The organism is Pedobacter polysacchareus, from assembly GCF_019802255.1.
Taxonomy (GTDB): domain Bacteria; phylum Bacteroidota; class Bacteroidia; order Sphingobacteriales; family Sphingobacteriaceae; genus Pedobacter; species Pedobacter polysacchareus.
In genome coordinates this window covers 506,522-523,437 of the sequence record NZ_JAHYSS010000003.1, presented here as the reverse complement: position 1 = coordinate 523,437, position 16,916 = coordinate 506,522, and the positions used below count along the sequence as shown (strand labels likewise).

General features: G+C 41.1%; 17 protein-coding genes. 9 read left to right on the top strand and 8 right to left on the bottom strand.

The genetic code is table 11. The annotated features are described in order from the left end of the window. Window positions 1-143 precede the first annotated feature (143 nt). From K7X70_RS09915 to K7X70_RS09890, 6 genes are all read left to right on the top strand, one after another. Window positions 144-1,184: an MFS transporter gene (locus tag K7X70_RS09915; RefSeq protein WP_222537176.1), complete on the top strand. Its 1,041-nt coding sequence runs from the start codon at window positions 144-146 to the stop codon at window positions 1,182-1,184. Continuing rightward, window positions 1,181-2,857: a glycoside hydrolase family protein gene (locus K7X70_RS09910; protein ID WP_222536905.1), complete on the top strand. Its 1,677-nt coding sequence runs from the start codon at window positions 1,181-1,183 to the stop codon at window positions 2,855-2,857. The genes K7X70_RS09915 and K7X70_RS09910 overlap by 4 nt, the downstream gene beginning before the upstream one ends. A gap of 19 nt (window positions 2,858-2,876) precedes the next feature. Next, on the top strand, window positions 2,877-4,019 hold the full coding sequence (locus K7X70_RS09905) for a glycerate kinase (RefSeq protein ID WP_222536904.1): 1,143 nt from the start codon (window positions 2,877-2,879) through the stop codon (window positions 4,017-4,019). Between the two features lie 39 nt (window positions 4,020-4,058). Beyond that, window positions 4,059-5,441, top strand: coding sequence for an alpha-L-fucosidase (locus K7X70_RS09900; protein WP_222536903.1), 1,383 nt, complete (start codon window positions 4,059-4,061; stop codon window positions 5,439-5,441). A 101-nt stretch (window positions 5,442-5,542) separates the two neighbouring features. After that, the gene (locus K7X70_RS09895; protein ID WP_222536902.1) at window positions 5,543-5,881 is read left to right on the top strand and encodes a hypothetical protein; all 339 of its coding nucleotides are present in this window, start codon (window positions 5,543-5,545) and stop codon (window positions 5,879-5,881) included. A gap of 389 nt (window positions 5,882-6,270) precedes the next feature. Next, window positions 6,271-6,564: a hypothetical protein gene (locus K7X70_RS09890; RefSeq protein ID WP_222536901.1), complete on the top strand. Its 294-nt coding sequence runs from the start codon at window positions 6,271-6,273 to the stop codon at window positions 6,562-6,564. A gap of 34 nt (window positions 6,565-6,598) precedes the next feature. On the opposite strand, the gene K7X70_RS09885 is transcribed toward K7X70_RS09890, so the two are convergent. The 3 genes from K7X70_RS09885 to K7X70_RS09875 form a co-directional block, all read right to left on the bottom strand. Next, window positions 6,599-6,778 carry a hypothetical protein gene (locus tag K7X70_RS09885; RefSeq protein WP_222536900.1) on the bottom strand — a complete coding sequence of 60 codons (180 nt, stop codon included), beginning with the start codon at window positions 6,776-6,778 and terminating at the stop codon, window positions 6,599-6,601. Between the two features lie 79 nt (window positions 6,779-6,857). Continuing rightward, a complete protein-coding gene (locus tag K7X70_RS09880) occupies window positions 6,858-7,250 on the bottom strand; it encodes a response regulator transcription factor (protein WP_222536899.1) in 393 nt (130 codons plus the stop codon). An 86-nt stretch (window positions 7,251-7,336) separates the two neighbouring features. Next, complete coding sequence (locus K7X70_RS09875) at window positions 7,337-7,924, bottom strand: YciE/YciF ferroxidase family protein (protein WP_222536898.1); 588 nt, start codon at window positions 7,922-7,924, stop codon at window positions 7,337-7,339. A 269-nt stretch (window positions 7,925-8,193) separates the two neighbouring features. On the opposite strand from K7X70_RS09875, the gene K7X70_RS09870 reads away from it, so the two are divergent. Further along, window positions 8,194-9,129: a transporter gene (locus K7X70_RS09870; protein ID WP_255607057.1), complete on the top strand. Its 936-nt coding sequence runs from the start codon at window positions 8,194-8,196 to the stop codon at window positions 9,127-9,129. Between the two features lie 75 nt (window positions 9,130-9,204). Here the strand turns inward: K7X70_RS09870 and brnQ are convergent, their stop codons facing one another. The 5 genes from brnQ to K7X70_RS09845 form a co-directional block, all read right to left on the bottom strand. After that, entirely contained in the window at window positions 9,205-10,518 is a 1,314-nt protein-coding gene (gene brnQ, locus K7X70_RS09865; protein ID WP_255607056.1) for a branched-chain amino acid transport system II carrier protein, read from the bottom strand. 121 nt (window positions 10,519-10,639) lie between these two features. Continuing rightward, on the bottom strand, window positions 10,640-11,845 hold the full coding sequence (locus K7X70_RS09860) for an FAD-dependent monooxygenase (protein ID WP_255607055.1): 1,206 nt from the start codon (window positions 11,843-11,845) through the stop codon (window positions 10,640-10,642). Between the two features lie 123 nt (window positions 11,846-11,968). Beyond that, window positions 11,969-12,637, bottom strand: a complete 669-nt coding sequence (locus K7X70_RS09855) for a MarR family winged helix-turn-helix transcriptional regulator (RefSeq protein ID WP_222536897.1) — start codon at window positions 12,635-12,637, stop codon at window positions 11,969-11,971. Window positions 12,638-12,730: 93 nt separating this feature from the next. Beyond that, window positions 12,731-14,128, bottom strand: a complete 1,398-nt coding sequence (locus K7X70_RS09850) for a PAS domain-containing sensor histidine kinase (RefSeq protein ID WP_222536896.1) — start codon at window positions 14,126-14,128, stop codon at window positions 12,731-12,733. A gap of 78 nt (window positions 14,129-14,206) precedes the next feature. Beyond that, complete coding sequence (locus tag K7X70_RS09845) at window positions 14,207-14,653, bottom strand: BLUF domain-containing protein (protein ID WP_222536895.1); 447 nt, start codon at window positions 14,651-14,653, stop codon at window positions 14,207-14,209. Window positions 14,654-14,900: 247 nt separating this feature from the next. On the opposite strand from K7X70_RS09845, the gene K7X70_RS09840 reads away from it, so the two are divergent. Next, window positions 14,901-15,491 carry an RNA polymerase sigma factor gene (locus K7X70_RS09840; protein ID WP_222536894.1) on the top strand — a complete coding sequence of 197 codons (591 nt, stop codon included), beginning with the start codon at window positions 14,901-14,903 and terminating at the stop codon, window positions 15,489-15,491. A 64-nt stretch (window positions 15,492-15,555) separates the two neighbouring features. Further along, window positions 15,556-16,812, top strand: coding sequence for a FecR family protein (locus K7X70_RS09835; RefSeq protein ID WP_222536893.1), 1,257 nt, complete (start codon window positions 15,556-15,558; stop codon window positions 16,810-16,812). Window positions 16,813-16,916 lie beyond the last annotated feature (104 nt).

Sequence of the window (16,916 nt, the reverse complement as noted above, 5' to 3'; positions counted from 1 at the left end):
CGCTTTTCCGAAGATTGAAACAGGGGTTTTTCATCCAGCGGAATACCGAACACATCAGCTGGTCCTTATAGTTCAATCAGCACTTCATCCTATAAGACTTCCTCAGTCATTCTAAGATTGCCTGATTTTGGCAGTGCTAAAAAATATTTGCTTTTCTCACAGGAACTTATATATATTTACAAAAGTGGTACATATGTAATGCTTATGCCAGTAGTTTTGAGGAATTGTTGATGACCAGAGCCTTAATGGGGATTAGTGAAGCTTGTTATATTCCGGCGGCACTTTCCTTAATTATGGACTATCACAAAGGACCAACCCGGTCTTTAGCAACTGGAATACATATGGCGGGAATTATGGCCGGACAAAGTTTAGGCTTTTTGGGTGGCTGGCTGGCAGAAAACCATACCTGGAATTACGCTTTTACTATTTTAGGGATATTCGGGATCTGCTATGCTTCGATCATCTTCTTTTTCCTTAAAGATGCGCCAGATAAAGAAACCATAATCGAGGAAAGGCAGGAGCCTAAAGTCAATTTCTTACAGTCCTTACGCGTGCTGTTCAGCAACTTCTCTTTTATTTGTATTGTTTTATTCTTCGGGTTAATCAGCATTGTTTCCTGGCTGATTGTGGGCTGGCTGCCTACCTATTTCCAGGAGCGCTTTCAACTAAGCCAGACCCAGGCAGGGATTTACTCCACAGGCTATGTTTTTACATCGGCAATTGCAGGTGTGCTGTTGGGCGGTTTTTTAACGGATTTATGGAGCAGAAAAAATGCCAATGCAAGGATTTATGTGCCTTTTATTGGTTTATGTATTGCTGCACCGGCCATCTTCCTGGCTAATTACTCCCCATTACTTTCGATTTCTTTACTCTGCTTTATGCTGTATACCTTCTGTAAATCCTTTGTGGATACCAATACCATGCCGATTCTAAGTATGACTGTCGACAATCGCTATAGAGCCACCGGATATGGTATTTTAAACTTCTTTGGCACTTTGGTGGGTGGCTTCGGATTGTATTTTGGCGGTGCATTGAGGGATTCAAATATGGAGTTAAGTACCATTTTCAAATTTGCTTCCGTATTAATTGTGCTTGCTGCAATCGCCTTGTATTTGGTTAGGCCTGGAAAAAAACAAATTGGAAAAGAGAGCACTCCTCACATTAAACTAAACCTAAGCAAATGAAATTTAACATCAATAAATTAAGCAGACTGGGATTTTTTCTACTATCCATCAGTTTAATCGCAGTATTGTCTTCAGCAGAACAAGCTGAAAACAAACCGAAACCTCGAAAATTCAGGATCATCCATAATAATGATGGTACCGACGCGCTGGCGAATATGTGGTTTAATCGAAAACCAGATTTAACAAGAGCAGACATCAATAATTATGTTGATCTGGTGGCGGAAAGCAAGGTAGTCACCACATTTATGATGTGCACAGGGAGTGATTTTGTCTTTTATCGTTCCAAATATGAGCGCCCATTTGGGGACGACCTGAATGATTCCCTGGATTGTAGAAGTGAATCTGAGCGTAAGGCATTTAAGCAATATTTTAAAAATTTCAAGAGCTTAGAAGCAGAGGGCACTGACATCATCGATGCCTCTTTAACACGGGCCAAACAACGCGGAATGGAAGCGTTCATCACCTTTAGGGTCAATGACCTTCATTTCGCGGACACTGCCACACATTGCAGGGTATCCTATCCCGATTTTTGGTTTAATAACCCGCAATATTGGATAGGAGAGGATCACCAGGGGATGAACAGTTCGAGGGCATTGGATTTTACGCATCAAGCGGTGCGCGACCATAAGCTGGCGCTGATCCGCGAGCAGTTAGAGAAATATGAGATGATTGATGGGTTTGATTTAGATTTCATGCGTTTTATTGTGCTGTTTAAGGCTGGTGAAGGCCCTGCTAAAGCTCATTTAATGACTTCTTTTGTGAAGACCGTGAAGTCGATGGTCGATTCGGTGTCTAAGGTTCGGGGGAAAAAAATCTTGCTGTCAGTACGTGTTCCTATTACGGTGGAAGGCGCTTTGGACAAAGGATTGGATGTAAAAGCCTGGCTAAAGCAAGACCTCATAGATTTTATTTCTATTGGCGCGCATTGGCGAGGGGAGACTGCTATTCCTATCGCAAAGTTTAAACAGGATTTGTTTGGGAAATCCAATAAAAGGATCCCTGTATATGGATCAATAGATGATGGGGGTTATTTACCGAGAGAACTTTATTCAGATGGAATGTTCAAAGGAATGGCTTCAAACATCCTTGGTCAGGGGGGAGATGGTTTATACTTATTTAACTTTTATTTTGCCAACTACGGCAAAGTTGATTATCAAAAAGCCTTAAATCCCAGCGGCCTGGTTTGCCGTACAAGGTCCACACGTTTGCTGAATGAGCTTGGCACTATCGAAAAACTGAATACCGCAAATAAAGTCTTTTGTGCTTCGGATGGTGTGACGAATTCTTATGGGGTGTTACAGGTGAGCGATCTTCCAATGGCTTGTGGAGTCGGGAAAAAAAGCACAGCATCTATTTTTATTGGAGATCCTATAGATAAAATCTATCCAAAAGAAAGCATCCTTTTTCTTCGTACAGACCGTTCTGCCAAAATGGAAATTGAGGTGAATGGTTTAAAAATTACAGCAGTACAGGCTAATTATCCGGAAGATTATGATAGAAATCATGGCTTGCAGGAAGGGGAGAAAATGATCGCCTATGTACTTCCAAAAAACTGTCTGGTTAAAGGCGAAAACAAAGTGAGCATTGTGGCCAGGACACCTAATATTTTTGTGGTTAAACGGTTAGAAGTAGCCTTAAACTATGGGGATGTGGCTGTAAATGGATATTTTTAATTAAAAATGCTTAGCTAATATGTACAAAATTTTAATCGCCCCTAATAGTTTCAAAGGAAGTCTAACCGCTGATGAAGCTGCTCATGCTATTGAGCAGGGATTAAACCAAAGTAAGCTCAAGTTTCAGTCTAGCAAATTTCCGATAGGTGATGGGGGCGATCATACTTCTTTTTTACTGACAAATCATCTAAAAGGTGAATTTGGTCATCACCTGGTTTTTGGTGCTTATGGCGATTTGGTGGATGCGCGTTTTGGACTCATAAACCATGGGAAAACAGCGGTCATCGAGGTGGCGGAAACATCTGGATTTAGAACTATTCAAGGGGAGTTCAGACTGGTTTTACAAGCTGATACAAAAGGATTGGGACAGTTAATTGACCATGTTTTAAGTCTTGGTGTTTCTGAAATTATAATTTGCCTGGGCGGTTCGGCCACTATAGATGGTGGTATAGGAATGTTAACTGCATTGGGTGTTCGTTTTTTAGATGCAGCTCATCAGATTATCGATGTGTATCCCGGAAACTTCTCGCAGGTAGCTGTTATTGATGTCACTGGATTAAAGCAAAAGATCAGCCACTGCAAGTTTACCGTATTATGTGATGTTGATAATCCTTTACTGGGGGAATGTGGTGCTGCAACAGTATTTGGTCCACAAAAAGGGGCTACTGAAAAAGAGGTCCTCTTATTGGAAGCGTTTTTGTCGCGCTTTAATGAGCTCACTCTAGCTACGCTGGGGAAATCTTTAGCTCAGGTTAAATTCGGAGGGGCTGCCGGTGGTTTATCTGCAGCATTAAGTGTCTATTTCAATGCAGATTTGCTGGAAGGAGCGGAGCAGTTTTGTCAGATTACTGGTTTTAAGCAAGCTTTGTCCAATGTAGATCTATTGATTACGGGAGAAGGTAGCATCGATGAGCAATCTTTAAATGGCAAAGCTCCTTATGTGGCGGCAAAACATGCTTTGGCGGCAAATATTCCTGTAATTGGCTTAGCCGGAAATGTACCAATGGTAGTAGCTGAGGAGCTGCAGCGGTATTTTTCTATGTTATTGAGTATTGGAAATAAACCTGAACCTCTCCTGGAAGCCATTGACCACACCTATGAAAATTTAGTCCGCATTTCAAAACAGATCGGTAATATTTTGTCTGTTTACAACAATCAATAAAAATTCTGGATCGCTTCATTAGCATTAAAAAATAAACTTATGAAAATTATTAAGCGCATATTGCTCATCACCATGTTATGCATTTCGGTAAATGTTGAGGCACAGTATCAGCCTACATGGGAATCACTGGACAAGAGGCCTGTTCCTGAATGGTGGAAGGATGCGAAATTCGGCATTTTTATCCATTGGGGGTTATATGCTGTTCCCGCTTACGCGCCAACAACTGAGGTGAAGGGGCTTTATGACAAATATGCTGAACATTATGAAAATAAGCTGTTGTTAAAAAACGAGTTTTTTGTGAATCATCATCAGAAATATTATGGGAACAACTTTACTTATCAGGATTTCGCGCCTATGTTTAAGGCAGAATATTTTAACCCCGATAAATGGGCTGATCTGATACAAAGATCCGGCGCAAAATATGTGGTGCTGACATCAAAACATCATGATGGCTTTTGCCTTTGGCCAAGTAAAGAGAGTCCGAAATGGAATAGTGTGGCCATAGGCCCCCACCGGGATATCATCGCTGAACTCAGCAATTCGGTACGAAATAAGGGATTGCATATGGGGTTGTATTATTCTTTACTGGAATGGAACAATCCGCTTTATAGCCCGGCTACCATGAATAAATGGGTAGATGAGCATATGATTCCGCAAATGAAAGACCTGGTTACCAGTTATAAACCAGAGGTGATTTTTGCGGATGGGGAATGGGATTACCCCAGCAATCAGTTTAAAAGTGAGCAGTTCCTTGCCTGGCTTTATAATGATTCTCCTGTAAAACAGACGGTGGTTGTGAATGATAGATGGGGGAAGGAAACCAGGAGTAAACATGGGGGTTATTATACGACAGAATATGATGTGGTACATAATGGAAAGGGAATTGCTGAAAAGGCGGAACATCCTTGGGAAGAAAGCCGCGGCATCGGGATGTCTTATGGATATAACCAATTTGAAACCGCTGATGACTATTCCAGCTCCAAGAAGATAATTGATTTACTGATCAATAAAGTTGGGAACGGCGGTAATTTATTGTTGAATATTGGTCCTGATGCTAAGGGCCTTATACCAGTAGTGATGCAGGAAAGGCTGATCGATATTGGTAAATGGTTAAAAGTGAATGGAGAGGCGATTTATGGGAGTACTGCATGGGATAAACGCCCTCAGTTAAGCGATAAATCTGTGTTTTTCACGGTGAATCAAAATCAACTGTATGTCATCTGTACAAAATGGCCCGATCAGCCGATTACAATTAGCGGGATAAAGCAGGTAGGGAAAGTTAGTATGCTTGGGGTAAATAACACGATAAAAAAATCATTTAAAGGGAATAGCCTGACTATTATACCACCGGTTTTAAGTCCTGGAAATTTGCCTTGTGAACATGCCTGGGTATTTAAAGTGGAAGGTTTTGTTTCCATGTAGTGGTTTAGTAGCACAAATCCTACCTCTGAAAAACTTCAGAAACTAAATCTTTTCTGGGCTGTTATTTATTGAGCAAGAAGGTATGGCTAAAAAAATAGCTTATGAAACCGTTTTATTTCTCAATCGAAGACAATGTGCAGGTGATGGTTATTCCTGATGCCAGTGCGCATATGGATGGTCATCCTGTGCTTACGTATAGCTATATCTTGTATAAAGTGCTTCATGGAGCTGAAAAAAAACCAACCGAGAACATTGATGCACTGCTGACGCCGGAAAAGAGAAAAGATCCCGATTACCTGGGTACGATTTTTTTTGATCAGCCTGATATGTTATATACCTATGCCAGTGATGGAGTGAACAAACTGAGCAGGGATCAGGTGGAGGAAATCATTGACAAAATCACTCACTACCGAAGTAACCCTACGTTATGGAGGGTCTGAGATGTACTTCTACTTTTTATTTATCAGTGGCGAATTCAAATCTTTGATCGAAATCCCTGGAAAAGTGTATGCTGTAATCTATTTTAGATTGATTGCTGAAATTTTGTGCCTGGAATATCAAAGAAAAGCAGTGCTTATATTAAACTAAATTTTCCGTAATTTGAGAATGAGGGAAGTTGAACCACCATTTGACCTGGAATTGGAAGGAGCTGCTATGATCAAGTTAGGCAGGATGGCCATGAGGAAAAATCCGAATTGGGATGAAGACTATAGAGCTCGAATAGATAATGGATCACAGTGCGTACTGAAAAACTTATATATATTTAGCCTTTAGTAATGACTATTGGAGAATACCAATCAAGAAGATTCTAAACGCTTAGTATTAATTTATGAAAAAACAGTTCTTCAATAACCTAACCATCTTCTATGTTTTAAGCCTGATCGCATTGCTGGGAATAATTGTCTCTTCCATAATTATGGTCAATCAAAATGGAATGAATCAAAGATTACAAGGCTGGGTGAACTTACTTTGGTTACCCTTACCGATAGTCACCTTGGTCATTGACAGAATTTGGCTGAAGAAATCCGGCCTAAAAAAGACAAACAAAATTCAACTCTATATTTTAGGTGCCTTCATCTTAATCGTTGTCTTAAATGTAATCAGAATACAAATACAAGTATAGTGCATCCTAAACAACAATCTTATACCATACGTAATTACATGGAGCCAATTAAATTCACTTTCTTTACTGGCTTAGGATTTAACAGTTCTGCAGATTTGGTTTTACCCCAAGTATGATCTTCTCTGAAATCTTCATCTGGATGAAAATAATAATTTCTTTTTTTGAACCCTCGGTTTGCCTTAGCACTGCTCTTTTCATTAAACTTCACTTCCATAGTTTTGAATTTAAGTACTCATGATCAGTAGTATAACATTTTGATCTACAACAAGTTTTGTTTATGGGTAATAATACTTTTATGCCGCTGGTAAATGGTGCTTGATTTTATCTATTAAATACGTTAAATCAAAAGGCTTGGGAATGAATTCGTCTGCATGGCAGGTTTGAACTGCGGTAATATCGGCATTGGCCGACATGATCAATACCGGGAGCTGTTTTGAGCGGATGTCTTTTTTGATTTGATCGCAAAGTTCAATTCCACTACCATCGGGCAGCATCACGTCCAGTAAGAAAATATCTGGTAATGCAAGATGGAAGGCCTTTGTGAATTCTGCTGCGGAACTGAGCAGTTTAACTTGAAATCCTTCTTCTGTAAGTACATATTCTAAGATAAAACCGATGTCCTGGTTGTCCTCAACTACGTAAATTTCGGGTCTTTGTTGCGATGGTCTGCTGCTGCTTAAGCTCATAGTTTCATGCATTTACATAACGAATAACCAATTAGATAGCAAATTGTTTAACGGCAAGGCCCAGTTACACTGAGCCTTGCCGCTTTTTATTCTGAAACTGCCTGCTCATTGATAAAGCTTTCGGCTACTTCGGTTAAAGCAACATCTGTTGCCTTTTCATTGTCCAACGTACTTTGCAGCAAGTCGGCAACTGCGGTATGACCCATGTTTTGCGCAAACACCACTAGTGTTCCGTAAGTGGCAATCTCATAATGCTCTACCTTTTGGGCAGCAAGGATTAATCCTGCATCGCGAATCATGGTTCCTGCATCGGTATCTTCAATGATACTATCTGCCTCTTTTAAGAGTCCTTCCATCGCATCACATTTTTTTGCTTGTGGTTTTTCTTCCAGTAATGCGAACGCCTGCTCCAACGTTGCAATGTGCGTATTGGTTTCTTCGGTGTGTTTCTCAAATGCGCTGGCCAGCTCAGGACTGGTTGCTGCTTTTTTCATTTTCGGTAAGGCCTTTACCAGGTGCTTTTCTGCCCAGTAAATGTCTTTGAGTTCATCAACAAAGAATTCATGAAACTCAGAGTGCTCCATTTTTCCAGTTTTAGCACTTGGCTTTGAACCTGTCTTTTTAGCGCTTGTTTTCTGTGCGGGCTTTGCCGCTGTTTTTACTGTAGTTGCCATAATTATTGTTTTTTATAGGGGTATGTAAATTGTAATCTTTTTTAAAAGGCTATTCTGGTAGAATCCATTCATAACCAGATGCTTTAAATTGTTCAATATGCTCGGAAGAACCGCCGGGAAGTTGGCTTTGTTTCACTAAGGCTTAATCTTTTTTAATTATTTTTTTTTATGCGAAACCTAAAACATTTTCCTGATACGGCTGGTTAATGCGTTGCTTCTAATCGGATATTTGATGCCCATTTATTCGAATATTATTAAAGATCTTGACCATGAGTAAAAGAAATAAAATACTGATGATGTTGTTTTTTGGAGCTCAATGCTCAATCCAAGGTTTCGCGCAGCAGGGAAATTCAGAGGAACAGAGAAATCCAGAGAAACTGAGGAATTCAGCGAAAGAGCGCAGTTCCAACCAGAACAAGACCGCTAATCAGCAGAAGAATTCTGATAAGTATTGGTTATTTCATCCTACACCAAAAGATCAGATGCGGGAAATGGAAACAGATCGGCCAGACGTAACTGAATCTCCTTTTACTGTAGATGCTGGTCACTTTCAATATGAAACGGATCTGGTTAGGTTGAACCATGAACAATCAGATGATAAGAAAATTCATACGATGCTGATTAACCAGGGAAACCTTAAGATAGGAATCACCGGATCTACCGCGATTCAGATTGGTTTTCAAAGTTTCGGTCGACAAGTGGAGCAGGATCAGGTTACAGGAGCGCGGAAAGTCAGTTACGGAGTCGGGGATTTGACTTTCAGGATCAAGCAAAATTTGATAGGGAATGATGCTGGTAATTTTGCACTGGCAATTTTGCCTTATATCAAGGTTCCCACTTCCAAATATGATGATCAAAGCAGATTAGAAGGTGGTTTAATCCTTCCTATGCAATTCAAATTACCGGGTGATTGGAAACTGGGAGTACAGGTAGAAGCCGACAGGCTTAAGGATGTAGATCAGCAGGCCATGCATACGGAGCTTTTACAATCTTTAACCATTAGTCATGAGTTATGGAAAGGATTAGATGGCATTGCCGAAACCTATTATACTTACGACTTTAAGGCGCATCAATGGTCAAACTTTATAAACGCTTCGGTTCAGGTCGATGTTGCCAAAGACTTTAAACTGGATGCAGGTTTGAACTATGGAATTCAGCACACTGCAGCCAAACAGTACTTTATCGGCGCTTCCTGCAGGTTTTAAAACAATAAACAACCAGGTTTCAATGGTCTGTCAAAACCGGTTTTCACTTACACTATTTAAGCTTTTTACTATACTTTATCCGAGAGGCTGTTCAATTTGCTGCTGCTTTCCTGAGCCACCAATTGCCCAGGTTGCAAAGAAGCATATCGCAGATGGGATCACCCAGCCTAATTCATATTGAAAAAAAGGAATGTAATTAAATGCTTCAATACTACTCTCGCTAAGCAGCGAGAAGTGCTTGAGTAAGTATAATACAGCAACGACCGTTGAAGCCAGTAGCGCATAAATATATGGTTTTCGGTTTTTGACAATGGCGCCAAAGAAAACTGAATAAAGCACCAGCGTGATCGTAATGGGATAAACGAAACTCAAAATCGGATAGGCGAAACTAATGATGTTATCTACCCCGGTAATGGAAAGTACACAAGAAGCTATACAGCAAACGGTCACCAATAGTTTATAGCTTAATTTTCCTTTGCTGAGCGCAGAAAAGAAGGTTCCAAAAGCCGCAACCAGTGCAATCGAAGTTGTCAAACAGGCCAGCGCAATGGAGATCGCAATGGCAATGTTTGCATATGGCCCTAAAATGGAATGTGAAATGAGCAGCAAGAGCTCAGAGCGCTTGATCGAAGTGTCTGCAATTCCCGAAGTGGTACCCAGGTAAATGAGTCCTCCGTAGACAATAAACAGGAAAGCGGAGGAAAGTGCGCCAGCGGTAATCACCACCTGCATTTTTGAGCGGCTGTTCTGATAGCCTTTTGCTTTAGAAGCGGTAATAATAATCCCGGCGAAGATTACGGAGGCCAGGACATCTAAGGTTTGATACCCTTCAATAAAACCTAATCTAAACGATTGTCCAGCGCTGAGTGCGGATTCATGATAGCTGGCCGTTGGTGAAAATATACCTGTCAGTATCAATACAATGAGTAAAATTAAGAGCAAGGGGGTAAGTATATTGCCGATAATATCTATGACGCGAGAAGGCCGGATGGTTAAAAGCCAGGTCACGATAAAAAAGATAATGGAAGTCAGGATTGGACCAGACGATGGAAAGGAGGGTAAAACACCAACTTCATAAGTCGTGGCCGCTGTTCTCGGAATGGCAATCAGTGGACCGATGCAGAGCATGATTACAGTTCCTAAAATGGGCGACAATAGCGGATGGATCCTGGCTGCCAGGTCTTCGAATTTGTCTCCTGCATTAACAACGGAAAGGATTCCGAGGAAAGGGAGTAAAATACCGGTTAGCCCGAATGCCAGGATGGTGACCCAGACATGGTCTCCTATCTGTATGCCGATATAAGGAGGGAGTAATAAATTACCTGCTCCGAAGAACATGGCGAATAAAGCAAAGCCTATGGTGAGGATGTCTCTTGTTTTTTTATTCAAACTCTTGTTTTTTAATTGAAGATTCGGTTCAAAAAGTTCGCAAAGTAGTTAAATTTTCGTTCCTTTTATAGCACCTTACCCTAAATATGCCCAAGAGGAAACCCAAAAGCAGAAGACTGACCTAGTTGTTTTTAAAGTCCGGCAATTCAATCCCATGATCTGTGGATTCCTTTTGTTTACCGCTAAAAAGCTTACTGATTTTTTTGACAAAATTGCTGGCTACAATTCCTGCTACCGCATTCAGCACGGACACCCCAAACTTTGTTTTTGGATGCGCAAGCCAAGGTACTCCTGGAGGAAGCTTCTGAACCTTTTCTACAAATGGACGCATGCGTTCTTCATAAGCTTTAAACGCATCTTCATGTTTTTCGTGCCTGGAGAGTTCGCCTGCAAGCAGGTAAGCACCAACTATCGCCAGCGTGGTGCCCATACCAGTAAGCGGAGTAGGACAGTAAGCTGCATCTCCAATCATACCGGCTCTGCCATTGAACCATTTTGGCGCATGTATCTGGCTGATGCCATCGAAATATACATCATCATTTTTATCAATTTCTTCCATCAAACGGTCCGCTTCCCATCCGGCTCCTGATAGTTTTTCTTTGAGAATGGATTTCTGTTCTTTGCTGGATAGGTTTTGATAACCTTTATCCTCGGAAAGAAAGCTGAACGATGCCCTTGTCGTCCCTTGATTATCCGGTCGGATTAATATTACTCTGGAGCCAACTGCCGTGTACCAGCGCGCCCATTTCGTATCTGTTTTTGCTTTTGGAATGGTATACCAGGCATTGTACAAGCCGGTAAACTTAACTTTCGGCTCCTCAGCAAACAGGATTTGCCTGGTCGTAGATCGTACGCCATCGGCTGCAATCAGCAGGTCGAAAACCTGGGTTTCGCCATCGCTAAAGGTGACATTCACGCTGTCTTTTTGCTGATCTATGCCAGTGATGTATTTCCCAAACACATATTTTACCTTATCTTTTGTGTGTTTGTAGAGTATATTGACCAAATCGCCTCTCAGGATCTCTGCCTCACTGGTAAAGTTGTTTGCGCCCTCCCTGGGAAAAGCAGCGGCTACTTCATTGTCCTTATTGACAAACTGAAGGCCGATTTCTCCTGTATTTGCGGCCAGGATTTCTTCTTCTATGCCCATCATCTGAGCAATCGTTCGACCAGCATCTCTAACATCCAGGTTTTGTCCACCCAGCCTCAATGCTTTTGAACGCTCCACAACGGTTACATTGAACCCGTATTTTGCAAGCCAGAAAGCCAGTGTCGGACCGGCAATGCTGGCTCCGGAAATCAGGATGTTTTGATTAGCGATTTTCATATTCTTTAATTATTTATTATTTAACCGTTGCAATTCAGGTATGGCATTTACCAATGCAATTCACCAATTGATTTGTAATGTATCTTGGTTTATCGAAACTGCCCTCCGGGAGAAATATTGTGCTTATTTATAATCCAGCCTTTCGCTGAGCGCTTCCAGACTTAAATTTCGATGATTTAAAAAGATATCATTGTGGTGATGGTCCAGCTTCCGCAATAGAAACGACAAAGCGGTGGTTTCTGCCTGACTGAGATTGCCTACAACTACGCTTCCTACCAAACCCATTCTTGGCAATAAATCCGATATTTCCTTTTTCCCCTTTGCGGTTATAGCCACCAACACACTTCTCTTATCGGTAGGATGAGCAAACTCTTCAATCATCTCTTGTTTAAGCAGACGTTTGATCACCTCCATACCGGAAGTTTTTTCCATGATTAGCTTATGAATCAACTCGGTTTTACTCAGAGACTGATAAGTCATCAATACGATCAAAAATGAAAACTCATCCAGCGTATGGATGTTTCCTTCCTTTAGTGCCTTTTTGAAATACATTGCTGCATAGCGATAGATAAAGACAAGCATGGTCGCTATTTGAGTATGGTCGTCCTGATGGTCCCGAACCCACTCTTCCTGATCGCCCGCAAGGTTTCTATGCTCAGAAAGCGGTCCGCCCTGGTTCGCGTTCAGATAGCCGACGAAGTCAGCCATTGTATAGCCCGTTTCAGCCTGATGCTGACTGTCAAAGGCGAACAGATGTTCGACCAATTCATGTAGAATTTCTTTCTTACCCATTGCATATGGAATGTTTTCGTATCAAAAGTAGGAAATAAAATTCTAAAACATCATAAATTTTGGCAATTTAAAATGTTTACGTACTAAATCTTATTAATCCAGCTCATTGCTCAGGTTTAATGGAATCTTAACTTCTATACTCGTTCCTGCTCCGGGCGAGGAGGAGATTTCAAAGTTTCCATTTAAAAGTGCCGTTTTTATACGGATTGAGGACAAGCCAATGCCGGAATGTGGCGGTTTTTCAGTTGAAAAACCCAGGCCATTATCCCTTACTCTCATAACAATCTGATCATTTTCAATCACAACTTCTATGGATAATACCGTTGCATGGGCATGTTTCATGACATTGAATACTAATTCCTGAACGATTCGGAAGACGGCAATTTCCATAAACTTATCCAAACTGACCTCATCCAATTCCACACGGCAGTCATAGCTGAACGGCTGGTTCATCTGACTGCATAAGTCTGATAAAGCTACTTTTAAACCAAATTCTGCCAGTAAGGTGGGCATAAGCTCATGGGAAAGTGTTCTACAAGCCTTAATTGCATCATTGAGTAAACTGTAAGTATAGTTTTTAGCATTATCAAATTTTTCAGGCGTATCATTGGCCATTTTAATGCTCAGGTAATTTATTGACAATTTAATCGCATAGAGCAACTGTCCCAATCCGTTATGAAGACTTTCTGAAACCCGACAGCGTTCTTCTTCCTGGGTATTTAATGTTACCCGGAGAATCTCCTGTTGCTGACGTGTCTCCAGACACCGGATTTGTCGTTCCGCTTCCCGGATTGCAGTCAGGTCTTTAGCCGTTCCAAACCATTCTATAATTTCACCCTCCTTATTCAAAACTGGTATTGCGCGAGAGCAGGTCCAGCCAATACTGCCATCTGCTACTAAAACTTCATGTTCAAGCTCGAAGGTAGTTTTATTGTCGATGGCTTCTTTTATGGCTTCTAAAACCCTGGACTGTTCTCTTTCAGGGATATAACGCTGAAGCCAGTCGTCGGTCACCTCTTTAGTATCAGTCAGAAATTCTTTGCCATCCAGCTGATACATCTGAGACCAGTCTGCACTCATCTCATAGATCATGTCAGAACTGGCATCAACGAACATTCGAAATCGTTTTTCCGATTGCTTCAGTTCCAGACTGTCGCCATCCAACTCCCCGGTGGGGACGAAAGGGCTGAATATTAAAATGATTCCATTTTCATCAGGCGCAGCGGTTAGCCTGACCCATTCAGACGTTGGAGCTGAAAAAAATTCATAAGTAGTCTGTTGTTGTTCAGCGAGGATGTTTTCCAGTACCTGGAACATTGGACTCGATTTCCAATCGGGGAATACCTCCCAGAAATTGAATCTCAATAGTTCCGTTCTTTTTATGACAAAAAGATGCTCTGCATGAAGGTTGACATAATCAATGCGTCCCTTTTCATCAATATGGAAACAGGCAACGGGAATAAGTTCTAGTATTTTTGATGATAATGTCATTTAATTGGAAAAATAATACAATTTAATAACAGTCCTAGAACTTTTCGGTTATAAATGGCAAGTATTTTTTTTCTGAGCTTAAATGTTCATGTCGTAAAAAGATTGTAAGAAGTTCAAGGTGTGGTTGGCATCCAACAACTCTCTAGGATGAGCAAAGATCTTCTCTGGGCTAATGTAATCAGGGTAAACGATATGCTCATCTAAACATCTAAAACCCATAGCCCAATTTTCAAAATATCTGTTTTTCAAAACACCTTCATTCAATACAATTAATCCGAAATGTCTTTCATCATTTTTGATGATATGATATACTTCAGTCACGTCTTTTTTTTTGCCTTCCAGAACTTGAATAAAGCGGCCTGCAAAGGAATCCAAAAAGAGACTTTCCAGGTAAAGCAGCATACCCGTGATATTTCTGGCTGCATTATTTCTTTTAGACTGATCAAGTAAAAAGATAAGATGATCTTGCTGCATCAATGATTTTGATTTACTTAAATACACTAAATAATAGAAGTCCTCGTCCATATATACCGTTTTTCTGTAAGGTATTTTAATTCATGTTAGGTGGTTAATGCCCAATTCATTAATGAAATTATACAACTTAATATAGGTATTATCTCTACCTTTCCGATACTTTAATTCAAATAATGTGAATGGCAATTTAAAAAGCATGCCATATCTACCAGAATGTCTGATTGCTGAGCCCTGGAAATTGGAATGGATTATGCGCCATCCAAAAGAATTTCATAAGTTTAGGGCTTAAAAAAAAGCATTGTCACTAAATTCTATTCCCAATGAAATCTTTTTACTCCGCAGAGTGGCTGCCGGAGACGAAGATGCTTTCTCGAAGTTATTTGATGCTTACCAGCAGCAGGTTTCGGGATTTGTATTTTCTATAATAGGCTCTAAGGAACTGACTCAGGAGATCGTACAGGACATCTTTATCAAGGTATGGCAAAAAAGAGGGGAGCTGCTGGAAATACAGAAATTTGATGCTTACCTTTTTGTGCTGAGTAAAAATTACACCTTAAACTGCATTAGAAAAATTCAGCGGGAGCAGAAAAAAGCAACAGCTTATAATATGTTATTGCCTGATGTGGAACAGGAGCAGAGCGATCTTGACCATGATGATTATTTGCAGCTGATTGAAAAAGCCACCTCAACGCTGCCTCCTCAGCAGCAGCGTGTATTCCGACTTCGCATGGAAGGACTCAAAAACCATGAAATTGCCGCTCAATTGATGATCAGTCCGGATTCTGTGAAAAAATACCAGCAATTGGCTTTAAAGAGTGTGGCTACTTTTGTCAAAATGCATCTTTCCTATCTCGCACTTTGGATGATGATGGGTTTTATGCAAAAATAATTTTCTGACCTGACATCCACTTTTCTATAATTTCGGTGTCTTTATGTTTAGATACCGACAAATAATGAATTTACGAATCGTTTATTTAAGGGCGCGACAACGCGCGAATACACTTAGCGACCTACAAAAAAAGGAACTGTTCAGCTTGCTGGCAGATCCCGCCAATGAATCCTCTTTTGAGGAGTTAACGGCCGAAACCTGGGCAAATCCCGAAGAAACAACGCCTGTTTTTAATGCGGAAGAAAGTCAGGCCATGCTCAGGAATATACTGTCAGCAGTCAGGATCGCTCCTGAAAAAGAACAGAAAACCATCCAGCTGAAGCCGAATTCAAGACCGTTATGGCTAAAAATAAGTGCTGCGGCAGTGCTGATCAGCTTGTCGACCATCCTGTTTATTTACGTAAATTCTTTAAATCAGCCCCAAAAACAAGAAGTCCTTTCCGTTGTGAAGCCTGGAACTGAAAAAGCTTTTCTGACCATGGCAAATGGTACCAGGTTTAGCCTGGCAGAGCTGGAAGCTGGAGATGAAGCAAAATATCGGTCAAATGGGATTTCTAAAACCAAAGATGGTTTTCTCTTATACCAACCTGTAGAACAGCAGCTCAATGCCCGGATCAAAGGTTCGAATGTACTGGTCACACCTAGAGGCGGTCAATATAAAATCATGCTGCCAGATGGCACAAAAGTATGGATGAATGCCGCCAGTACCCTCAGGTTTCCTTTGGCATTTGAGGGGAAAGTACGCATGGTAGAATTAGAAGGGGAGGCTTATTTTGAAGTGGCGAAAGACAAAAATAAAGCTTTTAAGGTGCGCAGTCTGAACCAGGTGGTGCAAGTATACGGTACACATTTTAACATTAACAGCTATCCGGAAGAGGCCAGGGTAGTCACCACATTGCTGGAAGGATCGGTGGGGGTAACGGATCTGAAATCCGGGAAACACCTGATGCTTAAACCCGGACAGCGCGCTTTGCTGGCCAATGCCAATACCAATCCAGATGCGAATTCCAATACCAACGCAGATGCTCAGGTAAATGCGAACAGTAATGGTTTATCGCTGGCAGCAGCCCAGATCGAAGAAGCTGTGGCCTGGAAAGAAGGCTATTTCCTATTCGAACATGAAGAATTGGGCAGCATCATGCGTAAACTATCCCGATGGTACAATATTGACACCAAATTTAAAAATGAGGCGCTCAAACGCGTACGTTTTGCTGGAACGGTAGACCGTTTTCAGGATCTGGCCGACGTATTAAGAATGCTGGAACTCACCGGAAATGTGAAGTTTAAAATCGAAGGAAGAACTGTTACCGCTTATAAATAATTATTAACCAAACCAAACAACAAATGACAGAAGAAATTAGCGAATCTGGGCCTTAAATGGTCGAGGCTAAACAGCTCTATAGAAACAGAGGCGCTTCCGACGCC